Origin of the sequence: Solibacillus sp. FSL W7-1436, from assembly GCF_038007305.1 — a bacterium.
In the GTDB taxonomy this organism is placed as follows: domain Bacteria; phylum Bacillota; class Bacilli; order Bacillales_A; family Planococcaceae; genus Solibacillus.
The window spans coordinates 3157879-3178900 of record NZ_JBBOWV010000001.1 but is presented as its reverse complement, the minus strand read 5'-3'; the positions used below and the strand labels follow the sequence as shown (position 1 = coordinate 3178900).

Genomic DNA, 21022 nt, shown 5'->3' with positions numbered 1-21022 from the left:
ACTTATAACTCTTTCAAACATCCTTTCCATATATTTAGATCTTTACTTATAATAAGGGTTCTACATATTTAAGTAATAAAGCTTCATCCATTGGGCCTAAGATTTCACGAGCAATATTTCCTTCTCGGTCAATTATAATTGTCGCTGGAAGTGCAAAAGCACCATAGATCGTACTAATCTCTCCAGATGTGTCTAGTAAGATTGGAAACGTTAAATCATACTCATCCACAAACGCTCCTACATTTTTCATCTTGTCTTTTCTTGTAACATTCACAGCTAAAATTTCAATGTCTTGATTATATTCTTCATAGAATGTTTGAAAATGGGGCATTTCAATTCTGCAAGGCTCACACCACGAAGCCCAAAAATTTAAAATAACAATTTTCCCATGTTGCTCTTGAAGTGAAATTTTTTTCCCATCAAACGTTGGAAGTTTAAAATCTGTGGCTTGCATCATATTTTCCACTCGAACTGGAACATGTTCTTGCGATTCCTTTATGGTTCCAACAAGTTCCCAGCATATAAACAACATAACAGATACAACGAAAATAATCGTAAACCACTTTTTCATCGCTCTACCTCTTGTTTTGTTATTTGTAGCCATAGTTGCTCAAGTGTGTGGCATTTACCCTCTTGTAATAAGTATTTAATATCACCTGAAGCCAAAATACGGCCATGATGAATTAGAATAACTTGATCAGCAATTTCTTCTGCTAAACTTAGTAAATGCGTAGAAAATAAGATGATTTGCCGATTGTCCCGCTCTTCTTTGAGCATAGCTTTTAATTGGGCAATCCAAAAAGGATCTAACCCATTTGTCGGCTCGTCTAAAATATAAAATTGGCTTTCCCCCATTATGCTTTGTGCCAAATTCAATCGTTGCCGCATTCCTTTTGAGAATTGACCAACCTTTAAATTTCTTGCTTCCCATAAGCCTACTTTATCTAATAATTCTATCTGTCTTTTTACTGGGACCTTTTTCAAATTCCCTAAAAAGTGCATAATCTCCTTAGCTGTTAGCGTATCAGGAAATTCAATATCATCTGGCATAAATCTTACTTCTTGGGATTCGCGAATAATCTCTCCATTATCGGGGTGCAATAAATTCGTTAATATGTTAATAATCGTACTTTTTCCTGCCCCATTGGAGCCGACAAGCGCAGTAATATGCCCTGGCTTTAGTGTGAAATTGACATCAAAAATCCCTCGTTCCCCTTTAAATACTTTCGTAACATGATGAAGTTGTACCGTCATACTCGTTTACCTCGAATCTTCAAAATAATTGTCGCCACAACTAATGAAATGATGACCCATAGACTTGAAATGATGATGAAGAAAAGATAACCTGGTGGAGAAGAATAAAATTTCGACATTCCATAAAAGGCCGGCCCTAATACAGCTGTTTGCTCGGAAAATACGAAATAGCCATAACGAATCCATTCAAGTGGATTAAAGTGAATCGTTGCAATGACTAGCTTCTGTAAAAAGTTTTCAGACGTAACAGTACCGATCGCCATCACCATATAAGAAAATAATAAACTTATAACAGACCAAACCCCTAACCCCATTGCAAGTGCATGCAAGCGACTTTTTGCCATCGTTCCTACTAATATACTCACCGCATTAAATATGAGCAAAATCAAAGCTGTAATACCTATTGCAAATAGAGGTAGCTTCAGCCCGCCAAAGAAACTTCCCACTAGAAAAGCCACAGCAAACACAAACAGGACTACTCCCGCGAAAACTATGCAGAGTGCTATATATTTTGTCAACACATACTGTCCCATTGTTAAAGGATATGTTCGAAGTAATCCCAACCAGCCTGATTCTTGATCACTCGCTATATTCATACTGCCAATCGTTAACATAAACAGCGGCAACAAAAACAGCAAAATATTAAGTAAAGAGGCGGTTTGACGGGTAAAGCCCTCCGTTTCCGGTAAAGCTAAATGTTGAATCATTAAAATCGCAGTAAATACAATTGCAAATAAAATTGTTACAATCTGTATCCATCTACTACGTAAAAGCTGCTTACATTCCAATAAAATCATTTGCATGCTCATTCGTGCTCATGTACTCCCCAATTAAATGTAAGAAGCTCTTCGTAAGGAACAATTTCGCCTGGCTGCGCTTTTATATAATCGTTTGCTTCCTCTTGTGAATTAAAGGCGAGTACCCCATAATTCATAGGCGTCCAATATTCTTTAGAATACACATAAATGGCTTCTTCAATATTCAACCATTTAGAAGAATTAGTATCTCGAATAAAGCCTGCACCTATTTTCTCTTTCCCCTGTTCCAATACATATTCCATTAAGCAACCTAAATCATCAAAGGCGACATGATCACCATTTTTCAATACAATCTGTGCTGCATAATCCACATGTGTAATACTCATATTGCACATATAGCAAACATCTGCCTCTGCGTTAATTTCTCTCGGCTCATACGTTTGTTCACTACATGCTGCTAAAATGAAAACCGATATCGTAAACCCAATCCATTTAAATAATTTCATTTTAATCTTCTCCTTATAATCAACATGCTTATTAAAAGGATACTGCTAATAAGCAACTGCCAAATATGAATATCTATCTCCAAACTAAACGGCTTCTTTAAAATGATAGGGTATTCATCTACAACAACTTGTGTATTGTTTTCCGTTACTTCTGTATCCATCATATTTAAAGTCACAACACTGGGGGATTCCATAAAGTATTGATAAACGGGTTTACGTACCATCCATTGACCGAATGAATTCGTCGCTATATATTGGGTATCCCCTATCTGATCCCCGTTATAATCTTTTCCTTCATAATCGTCATAATAATTCCTTTTTAAGCTGAAACCTTGCTGATCTGTACGAACAGTTAAAATATTGCCATGAAATTCATTTTGTTGAACGAATAATTCTTGTGAGCGCTGTACATGTAAAACAGTACCATTTACTAAAAAGACATTCTTCTCAACTGTGATATCACGAGCATTTTGTATATCCATCGCCGTCGTATTTTCCCTTAATTCATTGTCTTCAAATAGCACATTCTCAACGTCATATACGTAAACTCCTAAACTGTTGAGCATATTATTTTTTGCTACCATATTATCGGAAATCTGTACATCCTTTGCAATCATCACCATAAAGCCAGTCATATTATTAAATAGGTTATTATTGGCTAACTCGATATGATTGCTATACATCATATGCATGGCATAACGACTATTTTTGATACTATTATTCGTCAAATGAATGTCCTCGACACTTTCAAGATAAAATCCGTCCAGTACTTGCTCTATATCATTATCTGTAGCTGTAATTTTCTTCGATTCATAGATTGCAACAGCGTGTCCCTTTGAAGAGAAATGTCCTTCTTTTCCGAGAACATCTACATCGTGCAGACTGATATTTTCACTTTTCGTAATTTGTATACCAGCCATCGAATCGCCTATTCCGACATTTTTCAAGTGAATATTTTGTACATTGCTTACAACAATCGCTGTATTCTCTGCTTGAAAACTGATATTCTCCAACACGACATTTTGTGTATCAGAAACTGTTAATGCCGTTGTGAGTGAGTGAATCTTAGTATCGTCCATTCCAATAATAGTGATGGGCTTTGTAATCGATAAAGAACCACGATAAACACGCTTTTCTAAGAAAAGCGTGCCCCCTGGTTCCGTACGATCTATTAATTTTTGCAACTGGCTTTTTTCACCCTTTAACGGTTTTTTCGGTTGCACAAAGCTAGGTGATTCATGCTGATGCTCCGAACTTGCTTCTGCAACAATCGGTGTAAGAATACCTACTAGTACGCCACAAACAGTGGCAATGATCCAGTTTTTCATTGTCATCACTCGCTCGATTCATCTGAAGACATATTTTCTTGGTGACCATTAGTATTATTTTCTTCATTCGAATGATCGTTATTCTCTCCATGACTATGCTCTTCGCCATTTTTCATTTGCTTTTTCTTATGACGTTCGATTGCTTGCGTTCTGATTTCATCAATTGTTGCCATAGCAGCATGCTCGTTCTCAGCAATGTAGTTTTCCGCATCTTCTTCAAACTTAAAGAAAATGTAGCCCCAGTTCATTGGTGATTTCATATCAGTCTTTACAGCAAATGCTTCTTCAACGTTAAACCAGTTTAGCGTATGATAATCACGTACAAATTTTTCATTCTCTACTTTATTGACATACTCATCGTTTAATAAACAGCCAATATCATCATAGAAAACCACTTCGCCATTTTCATGTACAGCTTGTGCAGAAAAGACACCTTGTTCATGATCTCGTGTATACACTTTCATATTGCACATATAACACGTTGTATCCTCTGTTGGCTCTTGTAAACGCTCATCTACAGTCCATTCTGCTTGTTCAGATACCGAAACCTTCTTCTCTTCTAGGGATTCTTGTGAAACCTCTGCTTTTTCACCACTTCCCTTCACTTCCTCATCACCACAAGCATATAAAGTGAGTGCTAAAGGTGCTGCAAACAATAGTTTTTTCATAATTCCCCTCCGACATGGATAGTTTTACAAATTCAATTATATAAGTGAAATATGGACTTCAATTGAAATGGATGTGACGATTCTATAGCGAATTAATGAACTAATCTTCACAAATTTTATTCTAAGATAGCTTACGATCTAACAGTCAACACCTTCAATTCTACCTCTAATCCAGTATGGCGCAAGTTACGAAAAAAATTCATGATCGTATTGCCTCAACTCAAACTAACTTCGTAAATAACAAATAGGAACTCTATTTTAAACTAACGATTTTGTACTATAAAATATCGATCCAGATTTTAATGGCTGTTGCACCAATCATAAGTGCCAATAACCATTGAAGAATTTTAACATTCATTTTTTGTCCGATTTTTGCGCCCAGAGGAGCTGCAATGATACTTGCAATAATCATAATAAACGCTGGCCAGTACTCAATTTGACCGGTAATGATTTTACCCACACTACCTCCGACCGAAGAAATAAATGTAATCGCTAAACTCGTCGCAATTGTTATGCGAGTTGGAATTTTTAAGACCGTTAACATAATCGGTACGAGTAAAAACCCACCGGCTGCCCCTACAATTCCTGAACCGATACCAACAATTAATGCTAATGAAATTGCCAACGCTTTATTAAATGTAATAACAGATGTGTCTTCAACCGTTTTACGGGGGATAAACATCATTACTGCTGCAATTGCTGCTAAAATTCCATATACGATATTCACGACTTCTTCTGATAAGAAACCTGAACCATAACTACCGATAAAACTACCGATTAAAATAGCGCCCCCCATATAGATGATGAGCTCTTTGTGCAGTAAACCACTTTTTCTGTACGCCCAAACACCCGCTATCGATGCGAAGAACACTTGAATCGCACTAATTCCTGATACTTCATGTGCAGAGAATGCTGCAAGTCCAAATAGTGGTGGAATGTATAAAAGTAAAGGGTATTTAATAATAGACCCTCCAACACCTAGCATCCCTGAAATAAATGATCCAAAAAATCCAAGTGCGAAAATAACGGCTATAAATGTGAATGATAAATCGATTTCCATTTGTTTGTCCTTCTTTCATAAAAATTAAAGCGAGTAGAACAATGCTCTACTCGCCCAAAACACTGTTATGCTTTTTGAATATAAAAGTACAGTACGCCTGCTTCTTCTTTTTGCTCTAAAATTGTGTGACCACCTGCGCCAGCCCATGCTGTGAAGTCTGCAAGTGCACCTTTATCTGTTACTTGTACCTCTAATACTTCACCTGAGTTAATTGTGTCAATTGTTTTTTTCGTACGTACGATTGGCATAGGGCAAGCTAAACCTTTTGCATCCAAAGTTTTTGTAATATTCATGTTGAATTCCTCTTCTCGTAAATTTCTTTTTTGTAAGCGATTTTCTAATTTACCGAATAAAACGTAAACGGTTACTTGCCTTTTGAGCGTGAGACAAGCATAGGTGTAACATCTCATTGCTAAACTAAATTAGCGTACTGCACAACGGTTAGGACCAATTTCCATTTCCGTTTGTTCATCATCACTAGGCGTCACTTTACCCATATTCACGGTACGAATTTCTTGGTACGCGTTTGGTTGTGGTGGTAAGTTATCTGTAACCATTGAACGGAATACGTCTTCGTCTTCTACGTTTAAACCGTGGTTTTCAGCAAATAAATCACCCAGGCGCTTCGCTACTGTTCCATTTTCGTTTAACTCGTCAATGATCATGAAGTGTGCTGGTAACACGATTAAATCTTCTGTTAATCTGCGGTAGCGAGAATATAATGTTTCGCGTAAGTCACCAACCCAGTCCTCTGCAAGACCTGCTAAGTCAGGGCGACCGATTGAATCGATGAATAAAATATCACCTGTTAATAAATACTTGCCGTCAATCACAAATGATGTTGAACCAATTGTGTGACCTGGTGAATAAAGTGCGCCTACTTCAATTTGAGAAGTGCCTAACTGTACTTTTAAACCATCTTCAAGTGGTGTGTAATCAAATACAACTTCTTCTGCATCTTTTGATGGTAAATAGTATGTTGCCCCTGTCGCAGCTGCGATATGACGACCGCCTGAAATATGGTCCGCATGTAAGTGTGTATCAAATACGTGCTTAATCTCTACACCTTTTTCTTTTGCAAAGTTTGTAAATACGTCTGTAAATCGTACTGCATCGATAATCGCTGCTTCCCCATCGTTGATAGCCATATAAGAAAGACAGCCTTTTCCTAAACGTACGAATTGGTATAACTCGCCATTGCCGTTAAGATCGCCTACTTTAATTGGCTCAAGGTACATTGACCAAGATTTCATACCTCCTTCAAGGTAGCCCACTGAAAGACCCGCATCCGATAACATTTCCGCTATCATGATAGAAGAACCTTCCTTCGCACATACTACAAGTACGTCTTTATCCCCAGGGATTTTCGGTAAAATTTCTTCTACCCCATCTAAAAGTTCGAAGTAAGGGATATTTAAGTAATCGAATTTATGACCATCAATTTTCCAATCTTCAAATGCATCTGCATTACGAACGTCTAAAATAAATAATTCTTTGTTATCAATCACTCTGCGTGCAACTTGTGCTGCTGTCCATGCTGTTACTGTCATATAATTGTACCCCCATAGGTATTATTTTAATTAAATTTTTTTCGGCTCAGGTAGCCTAATTGCTACCGGAACCAATGGATATGTTACATATATGAAAAGAAAATGCTAGTCATTAGAATGTTAATGTCGGTGCTGCGTCTTTTGCAAATTCTAGGAATGTAACGGCGCCACCAACTTCAATATCGTCCACGAAATCTTCTTTCGTTAAGTCCATAACATCCATTGTCATTTGACAAGCGATGAATTTCACGCCTAATTCCTGCGCCATTTCTACTAATTGTGGAATGGCTGGTACTTGTGCATTAGCAAAGCCTTCTGCGAAGTGCTCTTTTCCTGCAGGCATTTCAAGTGCTTGCATCCCTTGCTTGTGGATTAAGTTTAAGCCTTCAAATGTGAAGAAGATCGCTACTTCTTTTTCAGAAGCGGCTGCTGCTGTTGCGATATTGAATACTTTATACGCATCGAAAAGACCACCGTTAGCTGCTATAATTGCTACTTTGTTTGACATATTACTTTACCTCTTTCTGTAATTCGCCTTCATAACCTGTCATGCCAGGTAAGACGTTATAAATATTTGTATAACCTGCTGCTGCTAATTGCTGTGCAGCTAAGTCAGAACGCGTGCCTGTACGGCAAATGACATAAATAGTTTGTGCTGGATCAAGCTCATTCATACGGTCCGCCAAGTCACCCATTGGAATGGATTTAGCACCTGGAATGTGGCCAAAAGCATATTCTGCTGCTTCACGTACATCTAAAATTAACCCTTCACCGTTAACAGCGTCTTCATTTGAAATTGTTTGCTCAAATGTCTTTTCAGCTGATTCACTCGTTTCAAGATTACATTTACGAATATAGTGATAGAACACACCGTTATCTTCACTTGAGCCAATGTATTGATGACCTACTGTTTTTGACCATGCGGCTAAATCCGCCACAGAGCCTTTATCTGTTGCTTGAATTTCTAACACTTGCCCTTCAGCCACATCATTCATTGCTTTTTTCGTTTTTACGATCGGCATTGGACAAGCTAGACCTTTTGCATCTAGTTGTACGTCTGATTTAATCATTAGAAACCTCCATTTATACTTATGGTATTATTTATAATAAAATTTAAGATTTACTTCACTTCGCCCGTCCATTCAAGCATTCCGCCTGTCATGTTCGTTACATCAAAGCCTTGTGATTCTAAAAACATTGTTGCTTGACCACTCCGTCCACCTGAACGGCACACCATAATATAAGGCGTTTTTTTATCTAATTCCTGCATGCGGAACTCAAGTAATCCTAGTGGAATGTGCGTAATACCAGGAATATGGCCTGCTTCTACTTCTGCTACTTCACGCACGTCGATTAGATTCAATGCTTCGCCAGCTTCTAATTTTGCTTGTACCTCTATTGGTTGAATTGTTTTCAATATTTACTCCTCCTAGTATGCACTCATGCCACCACGGACATTCGTTACTTTTGTATACCCTAATTTTTTTAACTGCTTACATGCCTGCTTTGAACGCATTCCACTTTGGCAAATAACGACAATTTCTTTATCCTTTGGCAACTTTGAAAAGTCAGAACCAAGAGGAATGTTTTTAAATTGCTTTGCATTGCGTGCCTTATACTCGCCAGGTGTGCGTACATCGACAAAAACTTTATCTTTATCGTTAATCATTGTTTTAAGCTGTGCTGTTGATATATTGTTAACTCCTTTTGTTGGCTTCATACGCCAAGCAAAAAATGCGACAATTCCGATTATTAAAATTACAGTTTCCATTGGTCACCTCTTAAATGAATAAGTTTACGTTACCTTCTTCAGCATCTGCTAAATAAGCAGCTACACCAGCATACTGAATACCATCTAATAATTCTTCTTTTTGAAGACCCAGTAAATCCATTGTCATCGTACAAGTAACCAGCTTAATATCTTGTTCTTGTGCCATCTCAATAAGTTGCGTTAACGTTAATGCGTTGTGCTTGTTCATTACGTGCTTAATCATTTTAGGACCCATACCGAGCATTTGCATTTTTGATAAACCAAGTTTTTCCGCACCACGTGGCATCATTTTAGCAAACATTTTTTCAAGGAAACCTTTATTCACTGCTACTGGCTCTTGTTTACGTAGCGCATTGATACCCCAGAATGTATGGAAGATTGTTACCTCGTGATCATAAGCTGCTGCACCATTTGCAATAATGTACGCTGCCATTGCCTTATCATAATCCCCACTGAATAAAACGATTGTTGTTCTTTTCTTTTCCATAATATCTCCTTACCCCTATAGGTATAATTTATTTTAAAAATAAAAAGTCTTAGCGACTTTTTACTAACAACTCTACTGCTTCTTTTACCATTGCATTTTTATCTAAACTTGCTGCATCTTCTTTCGATAAACAATCTACTAAGTTGTCTGTGACAATAACACCAATTGTGCGATCAACAGCTGAGCGAACGGCACTTAATTGTGTGATAACATCCTTACAATCTTTCTCTTCATCCATCATACGTAAAATACCTTTAAGCTGACCTTCAATCTTTTTCATTCGTGCTGTAACCTTTGCATCGTATTGCATTATTTCACCTCTTTTTTAAATCATTTCATTATCTATTTCGTATCATACTACCCATACGGGTATATGTCAACAAATAAAACTTCTTTCATAAAACCTCTAAAAACATTAATTTATAAAGGTTAAAAAAATATTTAAGAGCAATTACTATCTGTTTAATATGCTACTACCCCTAAGGGTATATGTCAATTGATAAATTCACTTTTACACTAAACTAAAAAACAGAAGCTACTTTTAGATAGCCTCTGGTTTACATCTTCATTATTTATCTTGATATGTGACGGTCGATTTTAAATAAAAACGGCGATAAATAATCGCAGAGAATCCTACTACAATTAAAAGTAATGATACGACTTGCGCCGAACGTAGTTCACCAATTAAATATAAGCTATCTGTACGAAGTCCTTTAATATAAACGTCCGACCGAATACCAAATTAGTTCGCTATGTTCATATACCTCAAATAGTAGTACCCCCCTAGGCACTTACAATCCTTAAACATAATACGTTTCTCCATCACTGCAAGCATCGTTCAATATGGCCGTTTCTATAGGAAACGACCTTAATTTCGAAGTGGGAGCTTTACAAGAAAGGTATGATAAGTACCGTCTGTCTTAAGCGAAACCGTCCCTTCATGCTGTTCAACAATTTGCTTGGAGATGGCTAGTCCGAGCCCTGCCCCTTTCTCTATTGAATGATTTATCGCGTCTACACGATAAAAACGTTCAAAAATCAATGGGTTTTCCGCTTCTGAAATGGTTTTTCCTTGTCCGCTAACTGAAATTACATAAAAACCCGTCATTTTTTTTCCGACAATTTCAATAGGTTTCATCCCTTCGTAATAACGAATGGCGTTTTCAATGAGATTACTCATTACCTGTGTAAGTCCATATGGATCTACTTCAAGTATTTGCTGCTCTAGTTGTACATGGAGCGCGATGTTTCTACTTTTCATTGTCCAACTAAACATTTGGATAACTTGATGTATGACGTCTGCTATTTCAATGTCTTGTTTTTGTAAATACTTTTGCTGCTCCGCATAGGTCAATTCTTCAATCGATTTTAATTGCTCCACCATCAAAATTAAACGCTTCGATTCTTGATGCAATGCTTGAAAGAGCTCTGGATTCCCAGAAATCACGCCCGTTTGAAGAGCCTTTAGATAGCCATTAATGTTGGTTAAAGGTGTACGAAATTCATGAGAAAACTCTGATAAACGCTGATGACGTTGCTTTTTATTAGATTCTAACTGGTTGACCAAGTCATTAAATTGATCCATCAACGCGGTGATTTCATCTTCATACTCTGAGCGAACATTTTGTACTTCTTTGCCTTGCTTCAACTTTTCCATCGACTCCATTAATTCACGTAACGGTTGTAATTGATGACGTGTAAAAAAATACTGAAGTGATACCACAAAAGCAGTAAATAATACAACGAAAATCCCTATGTACTGCAATAATATATCTTTAATAATTTTTCCTTCTTGAATCGCAACATTCTCGTCTACAACTATGCAAGTTGCTTCATAAATCGCCCAGCACGCAAACAAAATAAATGCGCTGATAATCAAACTATTGACGAATGTTAACCGCCATAACAACTTTTTTGATAAAAATCTCGCCCATCTATTTCGTAACAAACTTATACCCCATTCCTCGTACCGTTTGAATTCTTTTCGGTCGACTTGGGTTTTCTTCAATTTTCTCACGTAGTTTTTTGATATGGGCATCAATCGTTCGCTCCATCACGTCTTTCTCAAGATACGGATATAACGATTCGATTAACCTTTCTCGGGGCATAATAATATTTGGATTATCCATCAAATGAAATAGCAATTGAAACTCATGCTTCGTTAAACGGAGTTTTTGATTATATAGTAGGACTTCTCCTTTTCTTGGCTTAATACAAAGTCCATCATAAGTAATCTTTTGACAAAACTGTCCTGTTCGCCGTAAAACTGCCTCAATATGTGCCACTAGTTCCTCTGGGTCGAACGGTTTCGTCATATAATCGTCTGCACCGAGTCGTAGCCCATGAATTTTGTCAGCTGTCTGCACTTTCGCACTTAACATAATGATCGACACTTCATTTCTTCCTTGCTCCTTGACCCATTCACAAAGCAGTTCCCCACTGACTTTCGGTAACATCAAATCCAACACAATTAAACACGGATGCTCGTTAAGAAAAACAGACTTCGCCACCTCACCATCGTCTGCTTCTACGACCTCATAACCTTCTTTTTGTAAATAAATTTTAATGAGGTTACGAATCATTTGATCGTCTTCTACAATTAGTATTTTTTGTTTCATAGTACCCCCTCGTCCTGTTGGTTGAAGGGAGACACCTCCCTTCAATCAACAAAAAATTCTTATTTTATTGTACCGAAAATTGAATGCTCGCACTATCAACTGAACTAACCTAAATTAGAAAGCCATGTTCCTTCTATTAAGCGTAATAAAAAAATACTCAGTTGGGACATTTGGCCAAAAAACAATAAAATCCCCATGAAAATCATCATAATGCCACCAATTTTCATCAGAAGACCACTTTTTTTCACAATCCACTTTGATTTCCCGATGAAAAACGTTAACAGGATAAAAGGCACGGCAAAGCCAATCACATACATGAGAGTATACACTAAGCCTGCTCCTGGATTCGTCGCTGCTAATAATAAAATTGACGCAAAGATCGGTCCAATACACGGCGTCCATCCTGCCGCAAAGCCTAAGCCCACAAAAAATGTTCCGACATAACTTGTTGGTTTTTTCGCCACATGGAGTCTTTTTTCTTTCATAAGTACTGGAATCGTCAGCCATCCTGCCACAATTAAGCCCATAAAGACGATAAAAATACCCGCTAATTGCTGAATGAGTGTTGCCGTTTGCCCAATAAATAAATGCTGTAGCCACTGTCCAAAATAGGAGGCACTTGCACCTAAACTAATGAAAACCACGCCGATTCCTGCTAAAAAGGTAACTGAATGGATCAATATTTTTTTCCGAATTGCTGCCGTTTGATCGGCTTGCATTTCCATGACACTAATTCCTGTAATATAAGAGAGATACGCTGGGAATAAAGGTAATACACAGGGTGATAAAAATGACAGCACCCCGGCCCCGAATGCTAAAAGAATTCCCACGATGAGGACCGTATCTGTTTCAATCATGATTTCCCACCTACTTTTCTAATCAATTTTATTATTCATAGGAACGAAGGGCTTCAACTAATTCATTCATTACTTGCTCATCCATTGCTCCGATAATTTTTTGAAAAACACGTCCTTCCGCATCTAAAATATAGCTCGTTGGCAGCGTCATGATTTCATACGTGAGACCAACCTCTCCACTTTCATCGAGTAAAATCGGAAATGTTAGCTCATGCTCCTGCACAAATTGCTCAATTGCTGGTCGACCATCATCCATATTTTTTACATTGACAGCTAGAATTTCAACCTCTTCATGATGCTTCTCATAAAAACTTTGCATATGGGGCATTTCTTCTCGACAAGGTGGACACCATGTTGCCCAGAAATTGACGATTGTAATTTTCCCTTTCGAATCCGACAAACTTACTGGCTCCCCATTTAAAGTCGGTAGCGTAAAATCCTGTGCCACAGGAATGTCGGACGTAATTGCTCCCGTCTCAACCTGTTCTTCTGGAGCATCCATCATTTCTTGAGTCGGTTCGTTCACTTTTTTTGTCTTCTCACCGGCTAAGTAATCCCAAGTAGCATAGCCTCCAAGTAAAACGAGGAGTACAATCGCTAACAATTTCTTAATCATGCTCTTTCTTCCCCTTTGCTGTAGCGGGTACAATTGTAAATTTGATATCCACCGCTTCGATTACCGTTTGAATCATCCCACAATTTTTTACAACCAACTTTTCAAGCTTCGCTAGTTGCTCTCCCTTCACTTCCTCGTTAAATGACACGTGTGCTGTGATGACAATCGCTTCGATTCGATTCGCCATCTCTGGATTACGATGCCCCTCTGATGTAAATGAAACCTCTACAAAATGAAGACGCATCTTTTGTAACAGCATCACTAGTAACGATCCACTACACGTCGTCAACGAGGCGAGAAGTAACTCATACGGCTTATAACCTTTTAGTGGATTCGTAGACGTGTACAACTCACCAAATGACAACTGCCCAATCAATCGCTCCTGTTCATAAACAAATTGCATTTCACCCACTCCCTTCACTTGAAGTATGGAGGAGAAATGTGAAAATTTCGTTAATATATACAAAAAAAGCAAGCAAATGAATCATTCACTTGCTCGCAACTGGATGGAACTATTCGTTTGCTTCCTCTGAAGAAGTCATTTCTGCATGACCATTCACCTTCATTTGAATGGTCATGATTATGTGCTTCGCCATCTTTCATCATTTTCTTTTGATGACGTTCGATTGCTAGTGCACGAATTTCATCAATTGTTGCCATTGAAGTATCTTCATTTTCAGCTATATAGCCTTTTGCATCTTCTTCAATTATTACTTAATCTAAATGAACCAAAATCGGTTCTCTTCATTCTTTTATAGATAGATAGCTTTATAAAAAAACCGATTTTATCATGCCCATAATATAAACATGAAATAATTAATGATTAATAAAATAAAAATAATCATCAGTATGGATAATAAATTAATATGTGCACTAGATGGCTGAAACTTTCCATTCATAATCCCTTGCTCTTTATTTTTATAATTACGATTTGTAATATAAATGACGATAATACCTAAAATGCCAGAGAAAATACCTAAAATAATTGACAACACATCTACCCACGCATTTCGTATGTTTCCAATTGTAAAATGCAAGCTTGTTGCTAAAAAGCCCACTCCTACAATGGCAATAGCTGTTCGTACCCAAGCCAAGTACGTTCGCTCATTGGCCAAATGCTGTTGTGCATACTGGATTTGATTAATCTCCGTTTGGTCTTTTTTCATTTTTTCACCTCTTCCTTTTACTCTAAAAATAGAAATAATTTGTTTAACTCTATAGCCAGCTTTAAAAAGCATCTGTTTAATAGAGCGGTAAAATCTTTACAAAAGGACACTAGAAAAGCCATACACATTTGCTGTATATGGCTTCTTTGACCATTAATATTGCCGAATAAAATCAATTAAATCTTCTTTTGGCATGAAGCCCGCAGTCTTGCCTTTTAATTCACCGTCTTTAAATACTAACAACGATGGAATTGACATAATCTGATAGTTCGCTGCTGTAACTTGGTTCGTATCTACGTCTACCTTCACAATTTTCACTTCGTTGCCGATTGCTGCATCCACTTCCTCTAAAACTGGCGCAATCATTTTACATGGACCGCACCAGGCTGCCCAAAAGTCCACTAATACGACACCGTTTGAAATTTCTTGTTCAAATGTTTGATCTGTTGCATGTACAATTGCCATGTTTTATTCCTCCAAATATGTTTGATGTTTTTTGATTAATTGGCGCAAGCCCTCTTCACTGACAGGGCCTACGATGCGCTCCAGTTCCTCACCTTGTGCATTAAGTAGCACGGTTGTCGGAATGGACATTACCCGAAAGGCAGTTCCTACTTCATCTGTTTCATCCATTAAAATTGGATAGGTCACTTCATAAGTTTCCATAAAATTAGCCAATGCCTGCTCGCCATTATCACGGTCTGTTAAGTTCACCCCGATGAGCGCTACCCCCGCCGGTAAATTTCCCGCAAAGCTTTGCAAGTGTGGCATTTCTGCTTTACATGGTGGACACCAGGTTGCGAAGAAGTTAACTATGGTCAGTTTCTGCTCTTGCTCCGATAAATTATACATTTCCCCGGTCGTTGTCGGTAAATCAATCATTTCATGGGCTATTGTTTCAGTTGCTCTCTCTACATCCACAAGCATCATTGCCACTAAACTTAAAATACCCGTAATAACCAAATACTGTGCTTGCTTTGTTTTTAGATACACTGTTAACAAAACAAAAAGATGGACGAGTGTTAGACTACTCGTAAAGCCATTCAACCATGCTAGTAGTAAAAACTGTCCGAGTAACAGCCCGTGTTGATATTTTCTTTCAACAAGTACAAGGGCCAAAAGCCAGATCACCGCAAGCAGCCAGTGCTCCTGAAACCCTAAACTAATGACGTTAATTACAGCCACAACCCTTGCCCAGTATATCCAAATATCTGCCCATACTAGTATTTGTCTTTTTCTTAATAGAATAAAAGCAAGCACCACTAATGCGAGAATATGTCCTCTTAGCCCTCCGTCAAAATAAACTAGTGATAACGGTGCTTTTATAAAGTCAGGTAAAGAAAATAGGATATAGCTGAACTTCCAAACGAGAATATAGGTAATGACAAGTTGCTCTAATAATTTATTTGTTGCTACACCTGCCTTCCGACTTCTAAAATCGCTATAAAAAATAGCAAGTAAGAAAGCGAGCCATGCGATCGGAATATTTACTTGTCCTAAAGATATATACGTCATCTGAAAATTCCTCTCTACCAACAGTTGGCTCTCTATAGCTTATTTAAAATTATAATTTGTCACAATCGGATCACGGTTTTTTGCTTGATCCTGGTAATACTCAAATAAAGAAATTCCTAAAAACGAACCTGAAATATTCTTAACATTTTTATACCCATTATTATTCAATTCCATTACTGCATTATAGCTACGCTGTGATGAACACAGTGCACATAAACTGGTACATCTGTCGGAATTTCATGCAAACGTGCACGTAACTCACTTAATGGAATATTGACTGCCCTTTTAAGGCACCTTGTGCAAACTCATTTACTTCACGTACATCGACAATATACGCTTCTTCTTCCACTAAATCACGTACGTCACTCACACGTACTTGCTTAAAGCGTCCTGCCATTAAGTTTGTTGCAACTAATGCCGCTAAATTCACGACATCCTTTGCCGTTGAAAACATTGGTGAATATGAAAGCTCTAATTCCTTTAAGTCCTCTATCGTGCCGTTCATCGTAATAAGCGTCGCAATGACATCAATTCGCTTATCGGAATTGCCCTTACCGATTGCCTGTGCCCCAATAATACGACCTGTTGGCACTTCGAAAATTAGTTTGAAATGTAAGGGATTACTCGAAGGCATCAAGCCAACTTTATCCGGTGCAATGATATACACCGCATCGGCCGACATTCCAATTTGTTTCGCTGTACGCTCATTTAAACCTGTAGCAGCTGCTGCATAATCAAAAACTTGAATACTGGATGAACCAATGATCCCCTTATTTGTAACCGTCAATCCATACATATGATCTGCTGCTGCACGGGCTTGACGCTGCGCAGGACCGGCCAAAGCCAGACGCGTTGCCTTGTTCATTAATCGGTGGTAAACCTCAATGGCATCGCCCACTGCATAAATATCAGGGTCATTCGTTTGGTAATTTTGATTTACTTTAATCGCACCTGTTTCTCCTAATTCTAAGCCTGCTTCAGCAGCTAGCGACGTTTCTGGTCGCACGCCAATGGCTAGAACGACTATATCCGCCGCTATTACTTTCCCTGAATTCAATATAATCGCAGACGGTGTAATTTTTGCTAAACCATCACCTAAAGTTAAATCCACACCATGTTCTACCAATTCCTTATGTAAAATTTGCGCCATGTCATCATCAAATGGTGTTAAAATTTGTGGGGCAAATTCTACTAGGGATACCGAACGTCCAGCTAAACACAGATTTTCTGCTACTTCCACGCCAATAAAGCCACCACCTATAACCGCAATGTTTTGCGCTTCCTGCTCGACGACTGCTTTTTGTAAACGCTCAATATCTACAACGTTTCTAACGGTAAATACATGCGGTAAATCATTTCCGGGTAAGCTTGGCACAATCGGACTAGCCCCAGGCGATAAAACTAATTGGTCGTAAGATTCTGCCGATAGTTCATCGGTTACGACGTTTTTTACCGTCACCGTTTTGTCCGTCCGGTTAATCGCAATAACTTCACTATTCACGCGGGCGTCAATATTATGCTTGGCTTCAAATGAATCTGGTGTCATCATTAATAATTTTTTGCTGTCCGCTACAATACCACTTAAATAAAACGGTAATGAACAGTTTGAAAAGGAAACGTGTGGGCCTTTCTCAAACATCACAATTTCAGCTTGCTCATCCAAACGTCGAATTCTTGCTGCTGCGGAAGCACCGCCTGCAACTCCACCAATAATGACTACTTTTTTCATTGTGAACCCTCCTATGCCACTTCTTAGATTTGCAAATCACCTATTTCTTACACACATAATATACCCCGCTAGGTATATTGTCAACCGTTTTTATTATATCCATTCTAGTACTCGTTAAAGCTTGTCCTATCTCATCTTATGTAATATTCTTAGCTGCTTCCTTTTTCATTAGGGCTATAATTAAAGTATTTCCTTAATCTCATTTATCACTATTAGTATATATGTATATTTAGTTAATTCAAAAATTTAAAATAATTCATGGTAAAAAAACGAATCGACTTGAAGATAAAATGAATAACTTAAAACCAAACTCTGAAGTGAAAGCCAAGTTTTAGGCTGGACTAGAAGCATATAAACGAGATTCAATTGTGTCATTTGGAAGAATTTAAAGTCATCTAATATCTGAGAGTGAAATCCTTCGTCATAAGGAGATGCAGATAATTGAAATGAAATAGCTTAATATTTAAAGCTTCATTGTAACAAGAGAGGTCGTGTTCCCTAATAAAAAATGGGCTGATGTAAATGGATATAACGGAGAATAATCATCATTGAAGTATATTCGAGTAAAAACTACTATTGTCAGGACCTTAAAAGAACGTAGTAACTGCCATATTGTGATTAATTCTATCAATTGATACTACTGTAGAAAGTGCAGAAGCATCGAATCAAGCTTTTATATTGTCGTAATGAAAAGCTATAGACGTGCGTCAATCTTTTTTACGGCGACTGGTTATGAGCAAGTTCGTTCATTTTCAATTACTTAACGGGTGATATTGAAGCGGCTCTTAAAGTAAAGCAATATCTTCCTGAGACAGGCATATGTAAATTTAATTTAAATAGAAGTAGTACTTTAAATTGGTGATAAAAAAGAATCCATTTAAAAAAAGATTAATCAAACGGATTCTTTTATGGGTTTAAGAACTAAATAAACTTAATACTTCTTTAACTTCGTCTTGATTTCATCTACGGTTATTTGTTAAAGATTTAATTTAATTCTTTTGGAAGTATATAAACATATTCAATAATTTTAATTGTAATCCATAAAAGGTTCTCAACCAGGTATTGTCCTTTATCGAATCTAAATTTAATCCTTTTTAAATAAATCCGGAAACATAGTAGTTAGATTTTGAATGGAATCTTCATCAGCTATTTGGTTTACAGAAGAAAAAATCTTATTAAATTTATTTTCTTCTACTGTCATATGATCCGCTTTTCCACTATTGAATTGTAATAAATCTCCTTGAATGTTTTTAAAGTCACGAAGATGTGAAAAGCTACTAGTAAGGATTAAAGATTTGTATAAATTCTCATAATGGGTGGCCTTTTGTTTAGCTAATTTCACTTCTTCTTTCTGTTTTTCAACTATATATGGTAATTGTTCCAAATGAACCATTTTTTCTTTTAATGAAGTTAATTCTTGAAAAGTTTGCCGAAACATTTCTTCAAAATGGTAAAATTCGTCGATAATTTTTGTTTTGTTGTTATTATGTCGTTCAAAAATATCTTCAATATTTGGAAAGTAAACACCTTCCAATGTAGCGTTAGTAGGTAGAATAATTGGCTTATTTAGTTCATTAATATAGTCCTCAATTCTGCGTTTCCACGTTTGTCTTCCAATACCCGTTTCATTTTGAAGAAATTGAAAAGTAATTTTTTTCCTCCCATTTTTATGTTTAATGCTAAGTGAATCAATTTCATAAATCGATTTTTTTTAGAGCTTAGACTGCTCCATTGTGAAAACTACCGTTTTTTAAAATTAAGCAGCTACTTGTAATTTATTTAATTGCGCGTTGATACGATCGACTGCTAACTTGCAGGCATTATAAATAAACGTCACGAGATTGAAATGGAACTTTGCCTTTCTCCCTGTTTTGTGACGGACGTTGTTTAACTGAAAGTATTGTTTTAAATACGCATTTACACGTTCTACTGCCGTGCGTTCTTTATAAAGCTTTTTCCATAAATCTGAGCCACGTGCTGGATTCGTATATTTTCGAATATCGGTTTCACACTTGATTTTAAACACCTTTTGACAGAGCGAATCATCACGTAATGGACAGGTTGCACATTCCTTCGGGCGTGTAAATTTCAATGCCTTGTACTTCTCATCGAAACTATCATAACAGTAGCTATGTTCACGTACACAAGTTGGACGGAAATGTGCATCAAATCCGACCATTTCACCTTCTCGGCGTACATTATAGGGAATGACAACACGCATCGTTTGGTTGAGTGCCTGACGATAAATCGGTTCATAGTCGTAGCCCGCATCGAAAATCGCTGTCGTAAAACGGTTGGGCATGAGGTCATTCACCTTTTTAAGCAATGGAATCGCTGCTTTACTATCGCTCAGATTTCCTGAGGACATCAGAGAAGCGACGATATATTGGCTTTTCGTGGACACGGCTAAATGACCTTTAAAGCCATACCAGAACGTATTTTTACCGTCGCTATTTTTCTTGATTCCCCAGTTCGGCTCAAGAGGGATGTCTTGCCAAAGTGTATTCGTTGGAATCGTTAGCTGTGCAGCCAGTTTCTTTTCATAAGTCGTTAAGTTGGCTTCGATTTCGGCTTGTTCAGCGAGCCAGGCAGCACGCTCTTCTTTTGATTTACGCCCACGTTTTTTCGGCGCTGTTTCTTTTTTCTGAGAAGACTTGGATGCATCACGGGCTTCAAAATGTGTGGCATCATGGGCAATGTTTAGGTCATCTAAAAAGCCTTCGGTAAAGGCCATTAAAACTAATTGATCCTGCATAGAATCCATGATATCTGATTGACTAATCACGTGAATCATACGTGAATAAGAAGCTTCAGATGGAACAGAATCTGAAACGAGAAAGCCACAATCTAAGCGAAATAAAGGATCGTTGACTAAACGTTTGACTAAGTCCTTTATTGTTGGAATACGTTCGACGATTCGAACCATGAGTGATTGAATCATCGCACCGTAGTTACATTCGCGTGGAGCGCCACGAAATGTCTTTTTAGAAAAGAGCTGAAAGATCGGTTGTACATCGAAAGTGGAGAAAATTGCATCAAATCGATGCGAACTTTCCATTTCGAATAATTCCTGGATGTCAAACAGGCTAATTTGTTTTACAATAGTCATGAGGCATCATTCCTTTCGGGTTTAGGTTGT

General features: G+C 37.5%; 26 protein-coding genes and 2 pseudogenes. 1 reads left to right on the top strand and 27 read right to left on the bottom strand.

Annotated features, from left to right (window positions below; genetic code table 11):
• Window positions 1-46: 46 nt before the first annotated feature.
• From MKX73_RS15675 to MKX73_RS15550, 25 genes and pseudogenes are all read right to left on the bottom strand, one after another.
• On the bottom strand, window positions 47-571 hold the full coding sequence (locus tag MKX73_RS15675; RefSeq protein ID WP_340718263.1) for a peroxiredoxin family protein: 525 nt from the start codon (window positions 569-571) through the stop codon (window positions 47-49).
• Complete coding sequence (locus tag MKX73_RS15670; protein ID WP_340718262.1) at window positions 568-1254, bottom strand: ABC transporter ATP-binding protein; 687 nt, start codon at window positions 1252-1254, stop codon at window positions 568-570. The genes MKX73_RS15675 and MKX73_RS15670 overlap by 4 nt, the downstream gene beginning before the upstream one ends.
• A complete protein-coding gene (locus tag MKX73_RS15665; RefSeq protein ID WP_340718261.1) occupies window positions 1251-2063 on the bottom strand; it encodes an ABC transporter permease in 813 nt (270 codons plus the stop codon). The genes MKX73_RS15670 and MKX73_RS15665 overlap by 4 nt, the downstream gene beginning before the upstream one ends.
• Complete coding sequence (locus MKX73_RS15660; protein WP_340718260.1) at window positions 2060-2518, bottom strand: nitrous oxide reductase accessory protein NosL; 459 nt, start codon at window positions 2516-2518, stop codon at window positions 2060-2062. Before MKX73_RS15660 ends, MKX73_RS15665 begins: the two co-directional genes overlap by 4 nt.
• Window positions 2515-3846 carry a right-handed parallel beta-helix repeat-containing protein gene (locus MKX73_RS15655; protein WP_340718259.1) on the bottom strand — a complete coding sequence of 444 codons (1332 nt, stop codon included), beginning with the start codon at window positions 3844-3846 and terminating at the stop codon, window positions 2515-2517. Before MKX73_RS15655 ends, MKX73_RS15660 begins: the two co-directional genes overlap by 4 nt.
• Before the next feature lie 5 nt (window positions 3847-3851).
• On the bottom strand, window positions 3852-4514 hold the full coding sequence (locus MKX73_RS15650) for a nitrous oxide reductase accessory protein NosL (RefSeq protein WP_340718258.1): 663 nt from the start codon (window positions 4512-4514) through the stop codon (window positions 3852-3854).
• A 277-nt stretch (window positions 4515-4791) separates the two neighbouring features.
• Window positions 4792-5574, bottom strand: a complete 783-nt coding sequence (locus MKX73_RS15645) for a sulfite exporter TauE/SafE family protein (protein ID WP_340718257.1) — start codon at window positions 5572-5574, stop codon at window positions 4792-4794.
• 65 nt (window positions 5575-5639) lie between these two features.
• Complete coding sequence (locus tag MKX73_RS15640; RefSeq protein ID WP_251401579.1) at window positions 5640-5867, bottom strand: sulfurtransferase TusA family protein; 228 nt, start codon at window positions 5865-5867, stop codon at window positions 5640-5642.
• Window positions 5868-5996: 129 nt separating this feature from the next.
• The gene (locus tag MKX73_RS15635; RefSeq protein WP_340718256.1) at window positions 5997-7124 is read right to left on the bottom strand and encodes an MBL fold metallo-hydrolase; all 1128 of its coding nucleotides are present in this window, start codon (window positions 7122-7124) and stop codon (window positions 5997-5999) included.
• A gap of 112 nt (window positions 7125-7236) precedes the next feature.
• On the bottom strand, window positions 7237-7632 hold the full coding sequence (locus MKX73_RS15630; protein WP_340718255.1) for a DsrE/DsrF/DrsH-like family protein: 396 nt from the start codon (window positions 7630-7632) through the stop codon (window positions 7237-7239).
• Window position 7633: 1 nt separating this feature from the next.
• On the bottom strand, window positions 7634-8194 hold the full coding sequence (locus MKX73_RS15625) for a sulfurtransferase TusA family protein (protein WP_340718254.1): 561 nt from the start codon (window positions 8192-8194) through the stop codon (window positions 7634-7636).
• A gap of 50 nt (window positions 8195-8244) precedes the next feature.
• Window positions 8245-8541 (bottom strand): rhodanese-like domain-containing protein, encoded by a 297-nt coding sequence (locus MKX73_RS15620; protein ID WP_340718253.1) that lies wholly within the window; start codon window positions 8539-8541, stop codon window positions 8245-8247.
• A 12-nt stretch (window positions 8542-8553) separates the two neighbouring features.
• On the bottom strand, window positions 8554-8895 hold the full coding sequence (locus MKX73_RS15615) for a rhodanese-like domain-containing protein (protein WP_340718252.1): 342 nt from the start codon (window positions 8893-8895) through the stop codon (window positions 8554-8556).
• Window positions 8896-8905: 10 nt separating this feature from the next.
• Entirely contained in the window at window positions 8906-9382 is a 477-nt protein-coding gene (locus tag MKX73_RS15610) for a DsrE/DsrF/DrsH-like family protein (RefSeq protein ID WP_340718251.1), read from the bottom strand.
• A gap of 49 nt (window positions 9383-9431) precedes the next feature.
• Window positions 9432-9692, bottom strand: coding sequence for a metal-sensitive transcriptional regulator (locus tag MKX73_RS15605; protein WP_340718250.1), 261 nt, complete (start codon window positions 9690-9692; stop codon window positions 9432-9434).
• A gap of 558 nt (window positions 9693-10250) precedes the next feature.
• Complete coding sequence (locus MKX73_RS15595; protein WP_340718249.1) at window positions 10251-11330, bottom strand: sensor histidine kinase; 1080 nt, start codon at window positions 11328-11330, stop codon at window positions 10251-10253.
• Window positions 11317-12000 carry a response regulator transcription factor gene (locus tag MKX73_RS15590; RefSeq protein WP_340718248.1) on the bottom strand — a complete coding sequence of 228 codons (684 nt, stop codon included), beginning with the start codon at window positions 11998-12000 and terminating at the stop codon, window positions 11317-11319. Before MKX73_RS15590 ends, MKX73_RS15595 begins: the two co-directional genes overlap by 14 nt.
• A 104-nt stretch (window positions 12001-12104) precedes the next feature.
• Complete coding sequence (locus tag MKX73_RS15585; RefSeq protein ID WP_340718247.1) at window positions 12105-12857, bottom strand: cytochrome c biogenesis CcdA family protein; 753 nt, start codon at window positions 12855-12857, stop codon at window positions 12105-12107.
• A gap of 31 nt (window positions 12858-12888) precedes the next feature.
• Entirely contained in the window at window positions 12889-13473 is a 585-nt protein-coding gene (locus MKX73_RS15580) for a TlpA disulfide reductase family protein (RefSeq protein ID WP_340718246.1), read from the bottom strand.
• Window positions 13466-13876, bottom strand: coding sequence for an OsmC family protein (locus tag MKX73_RS15575; RefSeq protein ID WP_340718245.1), 411 nt, complete (start codon window positions 13874-13876; stop codon window positions 13466-13468). The genes MKX73_RS15580 and MKX73_RS15575 overlap by 8 nt, the downstream gene beginning before the upstream one ends.
• Window positions 13877-13926: 50 nt before the next feature.
• The gene (locus tag MKX73_RS15570; RefSeq protein ID WP_340718244.1) at window positions 13927-14133 is read right to left on the bottom strand and encodes a hypothetical protein; all 207 of its coding nucleotides are present in this window, start codon (window positions 14131-14133) and stop codon (window positions 13927-13929) included.
• A gap of 128 nt (window positions 14134-14261) precedes the next feature.
• Window positions 14262-14639, bottom strand: a complete 378-nt coding sequence (locus MKX73_RS15565; RefSeq protein WP_340718243.1) for a YidH family protein — start codon at window positions 14637-14639, stop codon at window positions 14262-14264.
• A gap of 153 nt (window positions 14640-14792) precedes the next feature.
• Window positions 14793-15104, bottom strand: a complete 312-nt coding sequence (gene trxA / locus MKX73_RS15560) for a thioredoxin (RefSeq protein ID WP_340718242.1) — start codon at window positions 15102-15104, stop codon at window positions 14793-14795.
• 3 nt (window positions 15105-15107) lie between these two features.
• Window positions 15108-16154, bottom strand: a complete 1047-nt coding sequence (locus tag MKX73_RS15555) for a TlpA family protein disulfide reductase (protein WP_340718241.1) — start codon at window positions 16152-16154, stop codon at window positions 15108-15110.
• Window positions 16155-16193: 39 nt separating this feature from the next.
• A pseudogene (locus MKX73_RS15550) lies at window positions 16194-17883 on the bottom strand (FAD-dependent oxidoreductase).
• A 662-nt stretch (window positions 17884-18545) separates the two neighbouring features.
• Between MKX73_RS15550 and MKX73_RS15545 the strand changes: the two are divergent.
• Window positions 18546-18745: pseudogene (locus MKX73_RS15545) on the top strand (flavoprotein); the annotation flags it as partial.
• 222 nt (window positions 18746-18967) lie between these two features.
• Here the strand turns inward: MKX73_RS15545 and MKX73_RS15540 are convergent.
• Together MKX73_RS15540 and MKX73_RS15535 are read right to left on the bottom strand one after the other, a co-directional pair.
• On the bottom strand, window positions 18968-19417 hold the full coding sequence (locus tag MKX73_RS15540) for a hypothetical protein (RefSeq protein ID WP_340718240.1): 450 nt from the start codon (window positions 19415-19417) through the stop codon (window positions 18968-18970).
• A 222-nt stretch (window positions 19418-19639) separates the two neighbouring features.
• Entirely contained in the window at window positions 19640-20992 is a 1353-nt protein-coding gene (locus tag MKX73_RS15535; protein ID WP_340718239.1) for a transposase, read from the bottom strand.
• Window positions 20993-21022 lie beyond the last annotated feature (30 nt).

Bases quoted from the DNA above. Each gene is read 5' to 3' on its own strand.
- MKX73_RS15580 (WP_340718246.1), bottom strand. From the start codon at position 13,473: ATGATTAAGAAATTGTTAGCGATTGTACTCCTCGTTTTACTTGGAGGC.
- MKX73_RS15565 (WP_340718243.1), bottom strand. From the start codon at position 14,639: ATGAAAAAAGACCAAACGGAGATTAATCAAATCCAGTATGCACAACAG.
- MKX73_RS15640 (WP_251401579.1), bottom strand. From the start codon at position 5,867: ATGAATATTACAAAAACTTTGGATGCAAAAGGTTTAGCTTGCCCTATG.
- MKX73_RS15610 (WP_340718251.1), bottom strand. From the start codon at position 9,382: ATGGAAAAGAAAAGAACAACAATCGTTTTATTCAGTGGGGATTATGAT.
- MKX73_RS15635 (WP_340718256.1), bottom strand. From the start codon at position 7,124: ATGACAGTAACAGCATGGACAGCAGCACAAGTTGCACGCAGAGTGATT.
- trxA (WP_340718242.1), bottom strand. From the start codon at position 15,104: ATGGCAATTGTACATGCAACAGATCAAACATTTGAACAAGAAATTTCA.
- MKX73_RS15615 (WP_340718252.1), bottom strand. From the start codon at position 8,895: ATGGAAACTGTAATTTTAATAATCGGAATTGTCGCATTTTTTGCTTGG.
- MKX73_RS15555 (WP_340718241.1), bottom strand. From the start codon at position 16,154: ATGACGTATATATCTTTAGGACAAGTAAATATTCCGATCGCATGGCTC.
- MKX73_RS15590 (WP_340718248.1), bottom strand. From the start codon at position 12,000: ATGAAACAAAAAATACTAATTGTAGAAGACGATCAAATGATTCGTAAC.
- MKX73_RS15625 (WP_340718254.1), bottom strand. From the start codon at position 8,194: ATGATTAAATCAGACGTACAACTAGATGCAAAAGGTCTAGCTTGTCCA.
- MKX73_RS15585 (WP_340718247.1), bottom strand. From the start codon at position 12,857: ATGATTGAAACAGATACGGTCCTCATCGTGGGAATTCTTTTAGCATTC.
- MKX73_RS15630 (WP_340718255.1), bottom strand. From the start codon at position 7,632: ATGTCAAACAAAGTAGCAATTATAGCAGCTAACGGTGGTCTTTTCGAT.
- MKX73_RS15535 (WP_340718239.1), bottom strand. From the start codon at position 20,992: ATGACTATTGTAAAACAAATTAGCCTGTTTGACATCCAGGAATTATTC.
- MKX73_RS15675 (WP_340718263.1), bottom strand. From the start codon at position 571: ATGAAAAAGTGGTTTACGATTATTTTCGTTGTATCTGTTATGTTGTTT.
- MKX73_RS15655 (WP_340718259.1), bottom strand. From the start codon at position 3,846: ATGAAAAACTGGATCATTGCCACTGTTTGTGGCGTACTAGTAGGTATT.
- MKX73_RS15650 (WP_340718258.1), bottom strand. From the start codon at position 4,514: ATGAAAAAACTATTGTTTGCAGCACCTTTAGCACTCACTTTATATGCT.
- MKX73_RS15570 (WP_340718244.1), bottom strand. From the start codon at position 14,133: ATGGCAACAATTGATGAAATTCGTGCACTAGCAATCGAACGTCATCAA.
- MKX73_RS15670 (WP_340718262.1), bottom strand. From the start codon at position 1,254: ATGACGGTACAACTTCATCATGTTACGAAAGTATTTAAAGGGGAACGA.
- MKX73_RS15605 (WP_340718250.1), bottom strand. From the start codon at position 9,692: ATGCAATACGATGCAAAGGTTACAGCACGAATGAAAAAGATTGAAGGT.
- MKX73_RS15645 (WP_340718257.1), bottom strand. From the start codon at position 5,574: ATGGAAATCGATTTATCATTCACATTTATAGCCGTTATTTTCGCACTT.
- MKX73_RS15665 (WP_340718261.1), bottom strand. From the start codon at position 2,063: ATGAGCATGCAAATGATTTTATTGGAATGTAAGCAGCTTTTACGTAGT.
- MKX73_RS15575 (WP_340718245.1), bottom strand. From the start codon at position 13,876: ATGCAATTTGTTTATGAACAGGAGCGATTGATTGGGCAGTTGTCATTT.
- MKX73_RS15660 (WP_340718260.1), bottom strand. From the start codon at position 2,518: ATGAAATTATTTAAATGGATTGGGTTTACGATATCGGTTTTCATTTTA.